Origin of the sequence: Mesobacillus maritimus, assembly GCF_019749255.1 — a bacterium.
Lineage (GTDB): Bacteria > Bacillota > Bacilli > Bacillales > Cytobacillaceae > Mesobacillus_B > Mesobacillus_B maritimus_A.
This window is the reverse complement of sequence record NZ_JACWFH010000041.1, coordinates 1-17,628: the sequence shown is the minus strand read 5'-3', so window position 1 is coordinate 17,628 and position 17,628 is coordinate 1. Positions and strand designations below refer to the sequence as shown.

The following is a 17,628-nucleotide window of genomic DNA, read 5'->3' as shown; positions in this document are numbered from 1 at the left end:
CCCCTGTGAGAGTAGGACGTTGCCAGGCAAAATGAAAGAACAGCTGATAATCGGCTGTTCTTTTTGATTTGTGGTAAAACAATAAACGGTGTTTTCCAACTGTACATAAACGAACGTGTGTATGTTTTTCTGATACTAAGTTCTGATACGTGTGAACACAGCTTCATCAGACTGATGAAGCTGCTATATTTAATATGGATTATGGGAACTCTCCGCTTCATAATGATGATGATGATGAAGCCGAAATAAAAGAAGGAACTTGGGAGAAACCAGCTACATAAGGTAGATGAAGCCGAAATAGAGAAGGAATCTGAAGAAACCCGCTTCATAAGGTAGATGAAGCCGAAATAGAAGAAGGAATCTGGAAGAAACCCTCTTCATAAGGTAGATGAAGCCGAAATAGAAGAAGGAATCTGGAAGAAACCCGCTTCATAAGGTAGATGAAGCCGAAATAGAAGAAGGAATCCGGAAGAAACCCGCTTCATAAGGTAGATGAAGCCGAAATAGAAGAAGGAATCTGGAAGAAACCCGCTTCATAAGGTAGATGAAGCCGAAATAGAAGAAGGAATCTGGAAGAAACCTGCTTCATAAGGTAGATGAAGCCGAAATTAAAGAAGAAACTTGGGGGAAACCTTCTTCATGTGGTCGATGAAGTCGATATCTAAGAAGGAACTCGGCAAAAACCCTTATCATAAGGTTGATGAACCCTATATACAGAAATGATACCTATGGAACTAGGCTTCATATAGAGGCCGAATCAAAGCCTATTCATAATACGTCCATTGATGAACTCCAATTACAGTATAATGTTTCCTAAGTATTTCTCCAATCCGCTTTTTAGAATCTATTACTTTACACCACTCATGAATGACATTGGTTGTGATTTTTTCGGAGGGAAAAAGAACTTGAAACTCATTCACTGTTCTAATTACAGCAGTTGGAACAGCTTCCTGGTAGGAACAATCCCTACATATACACTTTTTCCGGTTGATTGAAATTGAAAAAGAACTACATTTTAAACAGGTGATACCCTTCCTAAGCTGGTTAAAATTATATGGGGGCAATATTTCGAATGGGTTTTTAGTTTGATGTAGTGAGAGTAAAGTTTGGGCTAGTTTTTTGTGACCATTATCTAATGTAGAAGGTGTTTTATTTAAATTTGTAATAAAACGATTTAACTGGGTGGGGAAAATAATGGGCTTGTCCTTTGGAGCCTGGTATAAGGTGAACTCGTTGTTGATAAAGATTACCGAGGGTTCAATAATGTAGTATTGTTTGCAAAGTTGAAGAAATTGGCGGAATAGAGTCACACTTCTTTTTAATTGGTCAATAGGGTTTTTATATTCCCTGCCGGTTTTCATGGAATAAAATTTGTCCGATTCATAGTAACAATCACCGGTGAAGTTCTTTATATCCAGTAGATAAATGCCTCCCTGTGAAATAATCAGGGAATCTATTTGGAAATAAGAATTATTTATTTCAAGAAGGAGATCATTGATAATATATCTCTGTTCTTTAAGATTTTCTACTAGTTGATCGAATTTTACCTCGCCTTCATAGCCTTTTTCAAGATGTAAATAGTATGACTTGTCCTTTTCAGTTAGCTCAATCCGCTTGTTTAAAAATCTGAATGCCAATAGATAGTCTGATTCCTTTCGTGCTTTCAATATCATTAGATACTCCCTTTCTGCAATAAAAGTGGGGGAATTAAAAATCTTTCAAAATGGAGGAAAGTTTGATGGGTGAATATATTCAATCATAAAAATTATATTTTGGGGAATTCATATGATAAGACAGATTATTTGTGTCAATATTTAATTTTGATCAGGTTGTTGTGTCAAAAGTGATCACATAAAGGAATAAAATCCTTGTGAAGATTGGTGAAACAATCTTCACAAGGATTTTTGACTCTGCATAGGCTTTTTGCTTTTTATCATGTTGCTGTTAGGTTCAAGATTCAAGTCAGATTCCGGAAAGGATTTTAGGGATAGCTGGCCTAATAAATTCCTCCGGCGGAATCTTACTATTTCTTCTCCATTCCAAAGAAGCACCGTACATTCCCCAACTTAATACTACAGCCGTAAGTTTATGAGTTTCGTCTTCTTCTCTTTTATTTTGCTTTAATAATAGTTTGTAAAAAATAATTTCAAGTTGGTCACGGATAATCCTGGCAATAGTATCTTCGTACCCACGATGACAACGAGTGGATAAGGATACTTGAAAGTTTGTAATAGCTTGGAAGATATGAATCATGCATTCTTCGTTTAGTTTATTATCCTCGAGAATTTTCCAATCAATATTAATCGATAATACTTCAGACAATACCTTTTCAAGCAAGTCATAGATATCTTTAAAATGATAATAGGTGGCACGGTTAATCAAGGCTTCTGTTGTAATATCTTTAATAGTAATATCTTTGAATTCTTTCTTACTTGAAAGTTCAATAAACGAATCCATAATTAATTTGCGGGTACGTACAACTCGGGGATCTGTGTTTGCTTGGGTCATACCGATTTTCTCTCCTCCTTTTTCAACGATTTCTTGTATGTGTTGGATAAACGACAAATCCATTGAATTATTGGTATAGATTATTTTCATTATTTACTAGAATGACAATATAAAGCAAATGAGTTGCTTCAATAAATTAAATACAAAGAATAGGGGAGAAATGAGTTGAAAAACAACAATATGATATGCGATTTAAAAACAGGTGTCTGTGGAGAGGTCGAGGGTGATGAGATGCAGTTCATGGATTTTAATCAACCAAAGAGAACAGTTGAACTTTACTATGTAACAGATCCAATTTGCTCACATTGTTGGGCGCTTGAACCTGTTCTTCGTCGGTTTATTGAGCAGTATGGCGACTACTTTCACTTCCATACGGTGATGGGAGGGTTATTGGAAAAATGGGGAGACGTACCAGTTGATCCGGCAAATGGAATCTCAGGGCCGGCGGACGTTGCAGGTCACTGGAGGGAGGTAGGAGAATATTCTCGAATGCCAATTGATGGGTCCCTCATGGTAGAGAATCCAGTTCAATCTTCGTACCCACCATCTCGTGTATTTAAAGTCATTCAAAAGCATCATGGTGATGAAAAGGCATTTGAATATTTACGTCGTGCCAGGGAGTCGCTTTTTGCATTTAATCATAATATTGCCGAGAAGTCCGTTATGATTGAAATCGTCAATAAACTTGGACTTAATGGAGAAGCCATCGTGACTGAAGCAGAAAGCTCAAACGGACAGCAATTGTTAAATGAAGATTTTGCTCTTGCCAGAGATCTTGGTGCTAGAGGTTTTCCAACGATTATAATGGTTAATGAAGAGAAAAAAGGAATTAAAATTGTAGGTGGACGCCCGTTTGAATCCTATGTGGATGGTTTAAAGCAAGTTCTAAATGTGGAAGAATTACAACCAAAACAACCACCATCTCTTTCTAGCTTACTAGAAAAGGAAAAACTTTTATTTTCTAAAGAAATAGAAGTGATGTATGGGATTGAGCAATCAGATATGGCGCTCTTTATTGAACAAGAACTTTCAGCTACTAGTTATCAAGCAAAGGAACTTTTAGAGGAAACCTATTATATTGTAACAGAATAAGTCACCATTTAAAAATCCCCTTCGATTTTAAGAAGGGGATTTCCTACATGTATTAAACTGATTTCCGGTCTTCGAATGGAAAATCATCTTCTAGGCGACGTCTTCCAAGTAAGCCGAAAAAGTTTTCAATTTCGCGTTCAGCACTTTCTAGCGAATCAGAACCGTGAATCACATTTTCTTCTTTGCTATTGGCAAAATCACCACGGATGGTTCCAGGCAAAGCTTCGGATGGACTTGTCTTGCCAATCATAAGTCGGGATACTTCAATGATATTTTCGCCTTCCCACACCATGGCAAAAACAGGACCAGATGTAATGAAATCAACTAATTCACCGAAAAATGGCTTATCTTGATGCTCCATATAATGATACTCGGCCTTAGAGCGATCCATGGTCATAAGCTCTGCATTTAATAAGCTAAACCCTTTTTGTTCAAAGCGCTTCATAATTTCTCCTGTTAGCCCTCTTTTCACTCCGTCAGGCTTAACCATGATAAACGTGCGTTGTCGTGTCATACGATCACCTCTATAAGTAAGTTTTATCAGAACCTCAACCTGTTCTGCATACCATCATTATAGGGAAAAATGAGAAATTTCAAACATCATTTCTACTTATATCGGACATGGGGACAGCGGTGTAGCAGCAAATTTCTTTTATATAGGTCAAAATCACTTATAAACTTACTTATTTTTACAACACCAACTATAGACATAGGTATAATTAACCTAATATTTAAAAATTAAAAAGGTTCTAATTATTCATTAAGTTCTATCACTTTTACACTATAATAATGTTTATTAAAAGTTTAGGGGGTCGAAGTAAATGAAGAAAAAGGTGATTGCACCTGTAGTTTTATCATCAGCGCTATTGTTTGGGGCTGTCCCAATGAGTAGTGTGTTTGCAAATTCTGACAGTACTGTTAGTAGTGTACAAGCACAAAAGGTATGGAACGAGAAGGCAAATGTCCCTGTTTTCGTTAAAGAAAAGCATGCCGCGAAATTCTCAGCTAGTACCTCTAGTAACGCATTAAACTATCTTAAGCAAAATGAAAAGAAAACTGGGTTGAAAAATGCGGATAAAAACCTGAAGGTAAAAGAAGTGTTAAAAGATGAATTGGGTATGACTCATGTTCGCTTTAATCAATCCGTAAATGGCGTTCCTGTAGAAGGATCCGAAGTGGTTGTTCACTTTAATGGAGAAAATGAAGTCCAATCTGTAAATGGAAGGGTTAATCAGACGCTAGTTGATGAGTCAGTGAATACTTCTCCTTCTGTTACAGCTGAGGAAGCGCTAGAGATCGCAAAGAAATCAGTCAACGCTCCTGATGAACTTACATATGAACCAACTTCTGAGCTTGTGGTACTTCCATTCGAAGGAGAAAACCATACCGCTTATAAAACCAATGTAAACTTCATGGGAGATGCACCTGGAAACTGGTATGTGTTTGTGGATGCAAATAATGGAAAAGTGATTGATAAGTATAATGCTATTATGCATGCGGATGAAATCAAAACACAAAAGGGAGTTGGCTTAGGAGTACACGGAGCTCATAGAGAACTCCATATTTCAAAGGTGAAACAACCAAATTCTGGCACGCAGTTTGCATTAGCGGATTATTCTCATGAAAACTTAGAGGGGATTTTTACCTTCGATTCGAAAAATGATGGAACTACGAGCAATGATACCCTTTATACTGGGAACTCAGCATCTTTTAAAAGCGACTATGATCGAGCTGCTGTAGATGCACACTATAATTCTGAAAAAGTATATGATTATTACTTAAATGAGCACGGCCGTAATTCCCTTGATGACGAAGGGATGGCGATTGTTTCTTATGTTCACTATGGACAGAATTATAATAACGCCTTTTGGAATGGCGCTTGGATGACATACGGGGATGGAGACGGTGAATTCATGACTTCACTATCAGCGGGACTTGACGTGGCTGCTCACGAAATGACTCATGGAGTTATCTCAAAGACAGCTAATTTGGTTTACCGCGGTCAACCTGGTGCTCTAAATGAATCCATCGCTGATATCTTCGGTGCTCTTGTGGATGATAGCGATTGGGAAATCGGTGAAGACATCATGGCACCAGCTGCAAAAGAAGATGGTTTAACAAGACTACGTAGCATGAGTGATCCTAACAGTGTAAAAGTAACCAATGAACAAAGAGCGGCGTATGCGACAGATGAGCGAAAAGTGTATCCAGACCATATGGATGAATTTTATAACATGCCTAATAGTGTCGATAACGGTGGAGTTCATATCAACTCTTCAATCACAAACCACGCTGCATACTTGATTGGGAAAGAAATCGGCCGAGAAGCATTAGGAAAGATTTTCTACCGTGCTTTAACTGTTTACTTAACACCAACATCTAACTTTAGTGATGCACGTGTAGCGGTTGTTCAGTCTGCAACAGACCTTTACGGTGAAGACAGTGCAGAAACAGCTGCAGTAAATGCTGGATTTGACGCAGTAGGAATCTATTAAATAGAATAATACTTTCGATTTAAACTGCACCCTGGTTGGTGGACATAGTTCCTAACACTGGTGGTGCAGTTTTTTATTAGGTTTGAATAGTATCTAGGAAGAAATTCTTCGCTGCCTTATGACACTTTCGACAAAATCTGACTAAAAATGAATCGTTCAATGTGCATTCATGACTTGTTTAAGCTATAATAAAGAACATTATGACCACCTTTCATCCTACTAGAGAGGTTTTTTTTATGATTAAATTACATCAATTGAGTAAAAAGTACGAAAAGTTCGAAGCCATTCAATCTGTTTCACTAACAGTCAATAAAGGCGAAATCCATGGCATTATCGGAGCTAGTGGGGCTGGGAAATCAACTTTGTTGCGGCTAATGAATTTGTTGGAAATGCCAGATGCGGGTGAAGTCGAAGTGGATGGTCAAACCCTAACAAAATTAAAAAGTAGAGAACTTCGACAAGCGCGTAAATCAATTGGAATGATTTTTCAGCATTTTAATTTAGTGGCGAATAAAACGGTATACGAAAATGTGTTGGTTTCGCTAGAATTATCGAATGTTCTTAGAAAAGAACGACCAGGTCGAGTAATGGAGTGTCTTCGATTTGTTGGGTTGGAGAGTTTGATGGAAAAATATCCAGCACAGTTAAGTGGTGGACAAAAGCAGCGTGTGGCAATCGCAAGAGCATTAGCCAATAAACCAAAAGTATTGTTATGTGATGAACCTACATCTTCTCTTGACCCTAATACAACAGCAGAAGTTTTAGGTGTGTTAGAAAATGTAAATAAAAGCTTAGGTGTGACCATTGTGATTGTTAGTCATGAAATGGACGTGATTAAGAGTATATGTACGAAGGTTACTGTGATGGCGAATGGAAAAGTGTTTGAAACGTTAGCCACGACGCCACAAGGAATTCAAACAATAGACAATCACCCACAATACTTTGTAGATCAACTCAAAAAGGATAAGATGGACCATGCCTGAGATCTTAGTTCAATATCAAGCTGAAATTGTTCGGTCAATTGGTGAAACCTTTGTTATGGTTGGGGTTTCAATCTTAGCTGCCATTTTAGTGGGGCTTCCAGTCGGTACTTTGCTGTTCCTTTGTCGAAAGGGAAGTGTTCTTGAGAACCGGTTTATTTTTTCAACTTTGAATTTATTGGTCAATATTATCCGATCTTTTCCGTTTTTATTATTAGTGGTCTTTCTAATCCCATTTACAAGGATCATTATTGGGACTGCCATTGGGACGGCAGCTGCGACCGTTCCATTAGCGATTATTGCCATTGCCCATTATTCGCGACTAGTGGAGCAATCGTTATTGGATGTACCAAAAGGCGTGATAGAAGCTGCCATTTCCATGGGTGCTACTGTTAGGCAAGTCATTTTCAAATTTCTTTATGTGGAGGCACGTTCTGGACTTGTTCTCGGATTAACGACTTCGATTATTAGTTTTATTTCTTATTCGACGATAATGGGAGTTGTCGGGGGCGGTGGGATTGGAGACTTCGCAATTCGATACGGCTATCAACAATTTAAAACAGAATTAATGATGTATATGATTATCATTATGGTCATTTTTGTACAGCTGATCCAGTTTACAGGTACGACTATAGCAAGAAGGATAGATAAAAGGTAAGCAATAGCAACAGGAGGGACAACACATGAAAAAGATATTTATCTTAGGTATGATGATGGCAATCTTACTATTAGCTGGTTGCGGTCAGGAAAAAGAAGACAACAAAAGTGAAGCAGGTAAAGAGCAAGATAAGGAAAAAGTAACGTTGAAAGTAGCTTCCTTAATTCCACCAATGACGGAAATTCTTGAACTTGTAGAACCAACATTAGCGGAGGAAGGCATTGAACTTGAAATGGTTGTATTAGGCGATAATGTCCAGCCAAACACTGCCCTAGCCAATAAGGAAGTTGATGCAAACTTCTTCCAGCATGTTCCTTATATGGAGGAATTTAATCGCTCGAATGATGCTGAGTTAGTACCAATCAAACCGATTTATTTTGCGAATTATGGTGTATATTCTAAAAAGTATCAGTCAATGGATGAGTTGGCCGAAGGATCGGTTGTCGCGATTGCCAATGATCTTTCTAATATTGATCGTTCGTTGGCCTTGTTAGCTCAGCATGAAGTGATTACGTTAAAAGAAAAGACGGGTACCTATTATACGCAAGCAGATATTGTGGAAAACCCAAAAAATTTAACATTTGAAGAAGTAGATTTGTTGATGCTTGCAAGAATGTATGATGATGCGGATGCCGTCGTCATGACACCTGCTTATGCCGCACCACTTGGGTTGACACCGAAAAGTGATGCTCTCCTCACTGAAGGGACCGATAATGACTTTGCGATCACGCTAATTGCGCGTAAAGACAATGCGGACTCAGAACCCATCCAAAAACTTGCTGAGGCAATGACAAGTCAAGAAGTAAGCGAATTTTTAGAAGAAAACTATGATGAAACGGCTATTCCAGCATTTTAATTTTAAGGGTGACAGGCACCATCCAGAAAATGGATGGTGCCTGTCACCTTTATTGATTGGTACTATTGATCAGGAATTTCCATATACATAGACTAAAAGCACAATGGGAGTAGACGTCCTTGAGAAAACAAAGACCATTGTACCGGTGGGTTGTATTTGGGTTAGTCTTGTTTACCTACCTATTCATGTCGGCTCAGCGAACGGCTCCGGGTTTGATTACAAATGAAATTATGCGGGACTTTCAGGTTACCGCCTCAACGATTGGATTACTAGCCAGTATCCAATTTTTTGTTTACACCGGTTTGCAAATTCCAATGGGAATCTTGGCTGATCGGTTTGGTCCTAACTTTTTCCTCATAATCGGTGCCATTCTTACCGGTGTGGGGACCATCATTTACAGCCTTGGTACGCATGAATTTGTTTTGTTTTTTGCCAGAATTCTAACCGGGATAGGGGATGCGACCATCTGGGTTAATATGGTGTTAATTTTGGGTCTTTGGTTTAATGCGAAGGAATTTACGAAGTTAATTGGAGTCGCGGCCATGACGGGAAGCCTTGGTTTTCTTTTAGCAACCGTCCCCTTTTCTGCTTTAATTGACTTTGTTGGGTGGCGACCGGCGTTTCTATTAACAGGAGTATTATTATGTGTATGTGGAATTCTTCTCTATTTTGTTTTAGTAAAAATCCCTAACCATTCAATGATTGAAAAAAAGGAAATAAAGCGTGAAAAGACGATGGTCCTACTAAGGAGGATTATATCAAACCGGCAAGCATGGGCGTTGTTTCTTTGTCATTTTGGGCTGGTCGGAACGTATGTAGGGTTTATTGGCTCATGGGCTGTTCCTTATGGGATGAGTATGTACGGGATGACGCGTTCAGATGCGAGTCAGCTTGTGTTAATTGGCTTAGTAGGGGCGCTCATCGGTGCTCCCTTATCAGGTTTTATTTCCAGCCGGTTAGGAATGATTAAACGACCTTATATCATGGTTCATTTTGTGATTGTATTTTGCTGGTCGACTTTTCTATTCACAAATGCGAATCCGTCCATTCACTTTCTAATCATCCTGTTCTTTGTGATTGGGCTCATGTATGGTGCCAATGCCTTAACCTTTGCGACCGTGCGTCAATCTTTTCCATTGAATGAATCTGGCATTGCTTCGGGGTTTGCCAATACAGGTGGATTTCTAAGCGCGGTCTTATTGCCAGTGATTTTCGGAGTGGTATTAGATCATTCTCATGGATACTATTACGGGTTCATCACTCCTGTTGTATTCTCGATGATAGGGTTGATTGGGGTATTAATGATTAAGGAAAAGCGGCAGGAAGAAGATAAAACAAAGATTCATAAGAGCATAAATTGAGTTATTGAATGTGAAATGTTTTTAGTGTAATAGAATCCCTTGTTACAACCAATTCATGTTGAACCTTCTACCTAGGAAGGTTTTTTTATTATTAATTCTCGGTGAGAACCATGATAGCTCTATTTTGACCGTCTTTTAATCTAGTACCGCTTGGTGGGAGGAAAGAAAAAGGTTGCCAAGGTAATTAATGTTGTGATATTCTGTGTGTGTAATCGGTTACACACATACAGAGGTGAGAGAGTGGCAACCATTAAAGATGTAGCAAAAAAAGCGGGGGTATCAGTTGCGACGGTGTCTCGAGCAATCAATGGCAAAGGATATGTTCATGAGGATACCCGAAAGCAAATTGATGAAGCAATCCGCGAATTGAATTATAAACCAAATGAAGTGGCTCGGTCACTCTTTAATAAAAAGTCCCGTTTAATTGGTCTGATTTTACCTGATATACGCAACCCCTTCTTCCCAGAATTAGCACGGGGAGTGGAGGATGAGATGCAGGAACACGGTTTCAGGTTAATTATCGGAAACGCAGACGAAAAACTAGAAAAAGAACTCGATTATATTGAGACGTTTAAACAAAATAATGTAATCGGTCTCATATCTGCTTCAACAAATGAAGTATTGTCTCACTACGATAATCTCTCGTTTCCGCTCGTGTTGCTCGACAGAACTTCGGTTGAACACCCATCGGTCTATGCGAACGGCTTGGACGGGGGAAGATTGGCAGCGAAGGAATTGGTGAGTCGAGGATGCAAGCGGATTAGTGTCCTAAAAGGACCGGTTGAAACTCAGACGGCTCGAGATCGTTTTAAAGGGGCGGTTGATGAACTTTATACCGCAAATGTACATTTTGATGTGATGACAACTTCGTTTGCTTTTCAAGAAGCGGAATATTGGGCGAAGGAGCTTTTCTCGAAATATCCTGATACAGATGGGGTCATCGCTAGCAATGATGTCGTGGCAGCTGCTGTGCTCCATGAGGCACACCGTCTAGGAAAACAGATTCCCGAAGATCTGCAAATCATCGGCTATGATGATATCCCATTCAGTCAATTTTTATATCCGCCTTTATCAACGATAAGGCAACCGGCTTATGACATGGGAAGAGAAGCCGCAAAATTATTAATAAAATTAATGGATGGAAAAAAGGTGGAGAACAAAAACATTCTGCTACCTGTTCAATTCATTGAGAGACAAACCACTAGAAAGGTAGAGAGAGATGACTAAAATTGTTGTAGTTGGTAGTTCTTCTATGGACTTAGTTGTAACGGCCCATAAACGGCCTGAAAAGGGAGAAACCATTCTTGGACAATCATTTAAAACCGTACCAGGTGGGAAGGGGGCCAACCAAGCGGTTGCGGCCTCAAGACTTGGCGCTGAAGTGCACATGATTGGCTGTGTCGGCGAGGATGAGTTTGGGAAGATCATTCTAGATAATTTTAAAAAGAATGGTGTTCATACGAACTATGTGAAACCGGTTACACATATAGAGACCGGAACAGCTCACATTACCCTAGCGGAAGGTGACAATAGCATCATCGTAGTCGAAGGAGCAAATCAATGTGTCACACCTGATTATATTGACAATGCTCTTGAAGTCATCTTGTCGGCGGATATGGTGCTCATCCAACAGGAAACTCCTGAAGAAACGGTTGAATATGTGGTTCAAATTTGTCATGAAAAAGGAATACCATTATTATTGAATCCTGCACCGGCAAGACCTGTCAGTCAAGCTGTGATTGAAATGGCAACGTATCTTACGCCGAATGAAACAGAAGCCGGAGTCTTGTTCGCGGGTGAAGAACCTAAAGAGGCAATGAAAAAGTATCCTAATAAGGTGTTTATTACGGAGGGGAAAAAAGGTGTTCGTTTCCATGATGGAGAGAAAGAGGTACTTGTTCCTTCTTATCCGGTCGAGGCTGTAGATACTACTGGAGCTGGTGACACCTTTAATGCGGCCTTTGCGGTTGCTCTTTCGGAAGGGAAAGGCCTGCAAGATAGTCTTGCTTTTGCAAACCGAGCGGCATCTCTTTCAGTAACGAAATTTGGGGCTCAAGGTGGAATGCCAACGAGAGCCGAAGTGGAAGGGAGCTTGTAGGATGAAAAAGCATGGCATCTTAAACAGTGCAATTTCCAAGGTTCTCGCAGACCTTGGACATACGGATTATATCGTGATTGCGGACGCTGGGTTACCTATTCCGCAAGGCGTTCTTAAGATTGATTTAGCGTTAAAAGCAGGGACTCCTTCTTTTCAAGAAGTGGTTGATGCGATAGCGGATGACATGGTGATTGAAAAAGTGGGAATTGCATCTGAAATTCATGGTGCAAATGTCGAGGCAGCTACTTATATATCTGAAAAATTTTCAGAGATTGATAGATTGGAAGTTTCGCATGAGGAATTGAAAAGGTTGACCGGACAGGCGAAAGCGGTAATCCGCACCGGCGAAGTCACACCTTATGCAAACTGTATTCTTTATTCGGGCGTATTTTTTTAATTAGAAGCCGAGGTGAACAACATGCATATTACCATGCTGGGAATTTATAAAGCGTTTGGAACAAACCAAGTGCTAACAGGTGTGGATTTTGAGTTAAAAGAAGGCGAAGTTCATGCATTAATGGGCGAGAATGGGGCAGGAAAGTCGACGATGATGAATGTACTGACAGGCCTTCATTCTCTTGATAAAGGAAAAATCAGTGTTGATGGAAAAGAGACGTATTTTAAAAACCCAAAGGAAGCGGAGCAAGCGGGGATTACGTTTATTCATCAGGAGCTAAATATTTGGCCGGAAATGACCGTCCTCGATAATATGTTCATTGGCAAAGAGCCAAAAAACGCGATCGGTTTAGTCGATTCAGCCAAAATGAAAAGGCTTGCACTTGAGCAATTTAATAGATTAGATGTTTCGCTTCCATTAGACAAGGAAGCTGGCAGTTGTTCGGTTGGGGAACAGCAAATGATTGAAATCGCCAAGGCACTAATGACTAAAGCGAAAGTCATTATCATGGATGAACCAACAGCAGCTTTGACGGAACGAGAAATCCAAAAACTGTTTGAAGTGATTGCTTCGTTAAAAAAAGAAGGCGTTTCCATCGTATACATTTCCCATCGAATGGAAGAAATCTTTGCAATTTGTGACCGGATTACGGTGATGCGTGATGGGAAAACGGTGGACACAAAGCCAATCCCGGAAACGAATTTCGAAGAGGTCGTGAAGAAAATGGTGGGTCGCGAATTGACAGATCGTTTCCCGAAACGGAATTCCCAGATAGGCGAAACCGTGCTTGAAGTGAAGAATTTAACAGGGAAAGCTTTCAGGGATGTTAGTTTTTCCATCTCTTCTGGAGAAATTGTTGGTGTTTCCGGTTTAATGGGGGCAGGAAGAACGGAAATCATGCGCGGCATCTTTGGGTTAGATTCGCTTGAAAGTGGCGAAGTGATTTTAAATGGGAAGAAAGTGACTATTAAAAATGCCAGCCAAGCAGTCAATCTGGGGATTGGTTTTATCACAGAGGACCGCAAAGATGAGGGGTTAGTGCTGGACTTTTCGATAAAAGACAACATTGCGTTGCCGTCGCTAAGCAGCTTTGCTCCAAAAGGACTTATAAAGGAGAAAGACGAAACAAATTTCGTTGAAATGCTGATTAAACGACTTACCGTAAAAACGGAGTCAGCTGAAACAAGAGTCGGTGATTTGTCAGGAGGAAATCAGCAAAAGGTTGTTATTGCGAAATGGATTGGCATCAGCCCGAAAGTATTGATTTTAGATGAACCGACTAGAGGGGTTGATGTCGGTGCCAAGCGTGAGATTTACCAACTGATGAATGAACTGACTGATAGAGGAGTGGCCATTATCATGGTTTCTTCAGAATTACCTGAAGTATTAGGGATGAGCGACCGAATTTTGGTTGTTCACGAAGGGAAAATCACAGGTGAGCTACCAAAAGAAACTGCAACACAGGAAAACATTATGACACTAGCAACAGGGGGCCAGTGAGATGAAAGCAAACAATGAAGTTATACAAAATAACAAGGGGAACTTCCTTCAATCCTTTACACAAAAACTTGGTCCTTTCCTTGGGCTTTTAATCTTAGTCGTTTTTGTTTCGGTTATGAACCCAAGCTTTTTAGAACCACTTAATATCTTGAACTTATTGCGCCAGGTTTCAATCAATGCCTTAATAGCCTTCGGAATGACGTTCGTTATTTTAACTGGCGGAATTGACTTATCCGTAGGGGCGATTCTCGCATTGTCAAGTGCGTTAACAGCGGGAATGATTGTTTCAGGCTTTGACCCAATGCTTGCGATTTTAATTGGAGCTCTATTAGGGGCAATCTTTGGAGCAGTGAATGGTCTTCTCATCACAAAAGGAAAAATGGCACCGTTTATCGCAACGTTAGCAACAATGACATTGTTTAGAGGCCTTACCCTTGTTTATACAGAAGGAAATCCAATCACAGGATTAGGCGAAAATATTCTATTCCAATTATTGGTCGAGGCTACTTCCTTGGCATTCCAGTTCCAGCAGTAACGATGATCGTAACGTTTGTTGTACTATACATCCTTCTTCATAAAACACCATTTGGTCGCAAAACGTATGCAATTGGTGGAAATGAAAAAGCGGCGTTAATTTCCGGTATTAAAGTACCACGCGTAAAGGTTTTGATCTACAGCTTGTCAGGTTTTCTAGCTGCCTTAGCGGGAGCGATTTTAACATCTCGCCTAAATTCAGCGCAACCGACAGCGGGGGAATCATATGAATTGGATGCGATTGCAGCAGTCGTTTTAGGTGGGACAAGCCTTTCAGGAGGGAAAGGAAGAATCTTTGGAACGATGATTGGGGTATTGATCATCGGTGTCCTCAATAATGGTTTGAACCTTCTTGGCGTATCGTCTTTCTATCAACAGGTTGTCAAAGGAATCGTTATCATTATTGCGGTATTACTAGACCGTAAGAAATCAGCCTAGGAGGAGACATAATGAGAAAATTACTGGCTTTATTTTTAATCTTATCACTTGCCGTTTTATCCGCTTGCTCGATGGAACCGCCTGCCTGGGCGAAGCCAGATCAAGGGGATAAAAAAATCGAGGATTTAAAAATTGGTCTGTCGGTTTCGACTCTGAATAACCCGTTCTTCGTTTCGTTAAAAGATGGCGTGGTGAAAGAGGCGGAAGCGAAGGGAATTGAAGTGAAAGTTGTTGATGCTCAAGATGATTCAGCAAAGCAAATCAACGACGTGGAAGATTTAATTCAGCAAGGTGTCGACGTGTTGTTGATCAACCCAACGGATTCTGCGGCCATCTCTACGGCGGTTCAGTCGGCGAACAGCATTGGCATCCCAGTGATTACGCTTGACCGTTCTGCTGATAAAGGGGAAGTAGAAGCATTGGTTGCGTCCGATAATGTAAAGGGCGGCGAAATGGCAGCTGAATATATCGTGGAACAGCTTGGCGAAGGTGCGTTAGTTGCCGAGTTGGAAGGAGTTCCTGGCGCATCTGCAACACGTGAGCGAGGGACAGGTTTCCATAACATTGCCGATGAAAAGTTAGAAATCGTTGCGAAACAAGCAGCCGATTTTGACCGAACAAAAGGGTTAAATGTGATGGAAAACATCATTCAAGCAAACCCAGATATCAAAGCGGTGTTCGCTCATAATGACGAAATGGCACTGGGTGCGATTGAAGCCATTAGTAGTTCAGGTAGAGACATCATGGTGATTGGATTTGACGGAAATGACGATGCTCTAAAAGCGATTGAAGCTGGTCAACTTGAGGCAACCGTAGCACAGCAGCCTGACTTGATTGGACAGTTAGCTGTTCAAGCTGGTCTAGATGTAGTACAAGGGAAAAAGGTAGAAAAGAATATCCCAGCACCGTTGAAGCTAGTAACAATAAATGAATAAAACCTTTTAAAACGAATAAGGGAGACCTTATTCGTTTTTTTGATGAAAGCTTGCTCCCAGAGGGCCTGCTATACCCGATTATGGGAGCAAAGTTGAAAGCCAGTAGGTAGGATCTTTGTACTGCAAGTCATTTTGGTAGTGTGTGAAGGTTGGTCGCAAGGTCATGATAAAAACGATACAGGTCCTTTAATCCAAGATTGTCAGCGCTGCCGATTCCGATGAAATCAAAATGGTCCCAACCATTATGAACAGGAACCCAATTCCAAATTCCTTTTTGTGGGTAGCCATCATACCGCTTATGAGGATGCCCAAATGGATATTGAGCTGATGTGACACTGACAATTCCATCATTCGGCCACCATGTCTCGTCAATAACAGGTTCTGGGCTATTCCTTTTATACGAGCCAATAAATATACTAGAGCGTCTCATTAAAGGATTCATCGATAGCCTAGGAATCGAACGACCTGTATAGGGGTCTTTGTAGGTTGCTTTCCCAGTATAGGAAAAGTAATAAACGTCAGGATGCGTTTTCACCCATTCGTTGATTTCTGCTGCACCCCATGTGGTCAAGTCATGAGAACTGATATCCTTACTATCCCAAACGGAGCTCTTGTAGACTCGTTCTATATACGTTAAGAACGATTCTCCAAGCTTACGCCTTAGCCCCCAATGGTCAAGCTTATAATCATAGACTAGTGTTTCGGTATTTGCTCCGATTAGACTTGCGGCTCTAAGAATCATTTCTTGCATGAGCGGGGCAAGGCGTTCCTCATCCGCGAATGTGGATCCATTATGAGGCGTCCCAATTGTTGAGACACTATGAACCCACTCTTTTCCGCCTTCGAATAAGGGAGAAAGACCATCTTCTGGATGCTCACGGTGGTGTTCTCTTTCGGCTTTAGAACCATTTTTAAGCAGTTCAACAAGCGTTCTTGCCGTTTGACCGCCCATACTATGGCCAATCAGATGAATTTTATGCTTTGCATCCCATTGTCTGAAAATCCCAGCATAGGTACGACCATAGCGTTCGTGGCCATATTTTTTTGCGTGAGCAGCACCATAGTCCACTGTTCCACCTTTAATGTAATAAAAAAGCTCAACAGCTCGGTCATAATTGCTTGAAACAGGACCAACGGTGGCGGTATAGGTGATGTGCCCAGTTTCATTCAGATTTCGTTCAACATCTTTAATGCCACCCCAATAGTTAATACCTGCCATCTCTTCTCTTCCCCAACCAGTTAATCCATGAACGAGCACAAGGGGATAGTCATTTCCAGTACTTGTTCCGCTTTCTTCCCTAATCGAAGCAAAAGGCAGTGTACATAAACAAGGAATTGGTAAAGCGTTTGCAAAATTTGAAGATAAACGTTGTGCCAAGCCAAAAACCCCCTTATTCTATTAATTGACTCCAAAGATTTTACTTTCGCTATTTAGTCATTGAATACCTGCTAGAAATAGCTTTTTCAGAAGTGAGAACGTCGCTCAAGGACAAAAACTAGTGAAAGAGCAAAAAATGTCTATGAGAAGCATGCTCAAGGACAAAATCTAGTGAAAGAGCAAAAAAATGTCTATGAGAAGCGGTCTCAAGGACAAAATCTAGTAAAAGAGCAAAAAAATGTCTATGAGAAGCGTGCTCAAGGACAAAATCTAGTGAAAGAGCAAAAAAATGTCTATGAGAAGCTTGTTCAAGGACAAAATCTAGTGAAAGAGCAAAAAAATGTCTATGCAGCGTGCTCAAGGACAAAATCTAGTGAAAGAGCAAAAAAATGTCTATG

Annotated in this window: 16 protein-coding genes and 1 pseudogene; 13 read left to right on the top strand and 4 right to left on the bottom strand. The window is 40.3% G+C overall.

Going from position 1 to position 17,628, the window contains the following annotated elements:
- Window positions 1–764: 764 nt before the first annotated feature.
- Both H0185_RS23250 and H0185_RS23245 read right to left on the bottom strand, forming a co-directional pair.
- Window positions 765–1,673 carry a nuclease-related domain-containing protein gene (locus tag H0185_RS23250; RefSeq protein WP_221875958.1) on the bottom strand — a complete coding sequence of 303 codons (909 nt, stop codon included), beginning with the start codon at window positions 1,671–1,673 and terminating at the stop codon, window positions 765–767.
- 289 nt (window positions 1,674–1,962) lie between these two features.
- On the bottom strand, window positions 1,963–2,508 hold the full coding sequence (locus H0185_RS23245; protein ID WP_221875956.1) for a TetR/AcrR family transcriptional regulator: 546 nt from the start codon (window positions 2,506–2,508) through the stop codon (window positions 1,963–1,965).
- A gap of 165 nt (window positions 2,509–2,673) precedes the next feature.
- Between H0185_RS23245 and H0185_RS23240 the strand changes: the two genes are divergently transcribed.
- Entirely contained in the window at window positions 2,674–3,600 is a 927-nt protein-coding gene (locus tag H0185_RS23240) for a DsbA family protein (RefSeq protein ID WP_221875955.1), read from the top strand.
- A 52-nt stretch (window positions 3,601–3,652) separates the two neighbouring features.
- On the opposite strand, the gene ndk is transcribed toward H0185_RS23240, so the two are convergent.
- Window positions 3,653–4,114 (bottom strand): nucleoside-diphosphate kinase, encoded by a 462-nt coding sequence (ndk, locus tag H0185_RS23235; protein WP_221875954.1) that lies wholly within the window; start codon window positions 4,112–4,114, stop codon window positions 3,653–3,655.
- A gap of 307 nt (window positions 4,115–4,421) precedes the next feature.
- Here ndk and H0185_RS23230 point away from each other — a divergent pair, with 307 nt between their 5' ends.
- From H0185_RS23230 to rbsB, 11 genes and pseudogenes are all read left to right on the top strand, one after another.
- Window positions 4,422–6,095, top strand: coding sequence for a M4 family metallopeptidase (locus H0185_RS23230; RefSeq protein WP_221875952.1), 1,674 nt, complete (start codon window positions 4,422–4,424; stop codon window positions 6,093–6,095).
- Between the two features lie 236 nt (window positions 6,096–6,331).
- Complete coding sequence (locus tag H0185_RS23225) at window positions 6,332–7,078, top strand: methionine ABC transporter ATP-binding protein (protein ID WP_221875949.1); 747 nt, start codon at window positions 6,332–6,334, stop codon at window positions 7,076–7,078.
- Window positions 7,071–7,733, top strand: coding sequence for a methionine ABC transporter permease (locus H0185_RS23220; RefSeq protein ID WP_221875948.1), 663 nt, complete (start codon window positions 7,071–7,073; stop codon window positions 7,731–7,733). The genes H0185_RS23225 and H0185_RS23220 overlap by 8 nt, the downstream gene beginning before the upstream one ends.
- Before the next feature lie 25 nt (window positions 7,734–7,758).
- Window positions 7,759–8,589, top strand: a complete 831-nt coding sequence (locus tag H0185_RS23215; protein WP_221875946.1) for a MetQ/NlpA family ABC transporter substrate-binding protein — start codon at window positions 7,759–7,761, stop codon at window positions 8,587–8,589.
- Between the two features lie 119 nt (window positions 8,590–8,708).
- Window positions 8,709–9,950, top strand: coding sequence for an MFS transporter (locus H0185_RS23210; RefSeq protein ID WP_221875945.1), 1,242 nt, complete (start codon window positions 8,709–8,711; stop codon window positions 9,948–9,950).
- 240 nt (window positions 9,951–10,190) lie between these two features.
- Window positions 10,191–11,177, top strand: coding sequence for a LacI family DNA-binding transcriptional regulator (locus H0185_RS23205; RefSeq protein ID WP_221875944.1), 987 nt, complete (start codon window positions 10,191–10,193; stop codon window positions 11,175–11,177).
- Window positions 11,170–12,048 carry a ribokinase gene (gene rbsK / locus H0185_RS23200; protein WP_221875943.1) on the top strand — a complete coding sequence of 293 codons (879 nt, stop codon included), beginning with the start codon at window positions 11,170–11,172 and terminating at the stop codon, window positions 12,046–12,048. Before H0185_RS23205 ends, rbsK begins: the two co-directional genes overlap by 8 nt.
- A 1-nt stretch (window position 12,049) precedes the next feature.
- Entirely contained in the window at window positions 12,050–12,445 is a 396-nt protein-coding gene (gene rbsD, locus H0185_RS23195; protein ID WP_221875942.1) for a D-ribose pyranase, read from the top strand.
- 21 nt (window positions 12,446–12,466) lie between these two features.
- Window positions 12,467–13,945: a sugar ABC transporter ATP-binding protein gene (locus H0185_RS23190; protein WP_221875940.1), complete on the top strand. Its 1,479-nt coding sequence runs from the start codon at window positions 12,467–12,469 to the stop codon at window positions 13,943–13,945.
- Window position 13,946: 1 nt separating this feature from the next.
- Window positions 13,947–14,917: pseudogene (gene rbsC / locus H0185_RS23185) on the top strand (ribose ABC transporter permease RbsC).
- A gap of 11 nt (window positions 14,918–14,928) precedes the next feature.
- Window positions 14,929–15,852 carry a ribose ABC transporter substrate-binding protein RbsB gene (rbsB, locus tag H0185_RS23180; RefSeq protein ID WP_221875938.1) on the top strand — a complete coding sequence of 308 codons (924 nt, stop codon included), beginning with the start codon at window positions 14,929–14,931 and terminating at the stop codon, window positions 15,850–15,852.
- 127 nt (window positions 15,853–15,979) lie between these two features.
- Here rbsB and H0185_RS23175 read toward each other — a convergent pair whose 3' ends face one another.
- Entirely contained in the window at window positions 15,980–17,230 is a 1,251-nt protein-coding gene (locus H0185_RS23175; RefSeq protein WP_221875937.1) for an esterase/lipase family protein, read from the bottom strand.
- A 171-nt stretch (window positions 17,231–17,401) separates the two neighbouring features.
- On the opposite strand from H0185_RS23175, the gene H0185_RS23170 reads away from it, so the two are divergent.
- Window positions 17,402–17,628, top strand: a 227-nt coding sequence (locus H0185_RS23170) for a hypothetical protein (protein ID WP_221875936.1), incomplete at its 3' end; no start/stop codon positions are given.

Excerpts from the sequence above, each read along its gene's own strand:
- H0185_RS23250 (WP_221875958.1), bottom strand. The coding sequence starts at position 1,673 with ATGATATTGAAAGCACGAAAGGAATCAGACTATCTATTGGCATTCAGA.
- H0185_RS23245 (WP_221875956.1), bottom strand. The coding sequence starts at position 2,508 with ATGACCCAAGCAAACACAGATCCCCGAGTTGTACGTACCCGCAAATTA.
- ndk (WP_221875954.1), bottom strand. The coding sequence starts at position 4,114 with ATGACACGACAACGCACGTTTATCATGGTTAAGCCTGACGGAGTGAAA.
- H0185_RS23230 (WP_221875952.1), top strand. The coding sequence starts at position 4,422 with ATGAAGAAAAAGGTGATTGCACCTGTAGTTTTATCATCAGCGCTATTG.
- H0185_RS23225 (WP_221875949.1), top strand. The coding sequence starts at position 6,332 with ATGATTAAATTACATCAATTGAGTAAAAAGTACGAAAAGTTCGAAGCC.
- H0185_RS23220 (WP_221875948.1), top strand. The coding sequence starts at position 7,071 with ATGCCTGAGATCTTAGTTCAATATCAAGCTGAAATTGTTCGGTCAATT.
- H0185_RS23215 (WP_221875946.1), top strand. The coding sequence starts at position 7,759 with ATGAAAAAGATATTTATCTTAGGTATGATGATGGCAATCTTACTATTA.
- rbsK (WP_221875943.1), top strand. The coding sequence starts at position 11,170 with ATGACTAAAATTGTTGTAGTTGGTAGTTCTTCTATGGACTTAGTTGTA.
- rbsD (WP_221875942.1), top strand. The coding sequence starts at position 12,050 with ATGAAAAAGCATGGCATCTTAAACAGTGCAATTTCCAAGGTTCTCGCA.
- H0185_RS23190 (WP_221875940.1), top strand. The coding sequence starts at position 12,467 with ATGCATATTACCATGCTGGGAATTTATAAAGCGTTTGGAACAAACCAA.
- rbsB (WP_221875938.1), top strand. The coding sequence starts at position 14,929 with ATGAGAAAATTACTGGCTTTATTTTTAATCTTATCACTTGCCGTTTTA.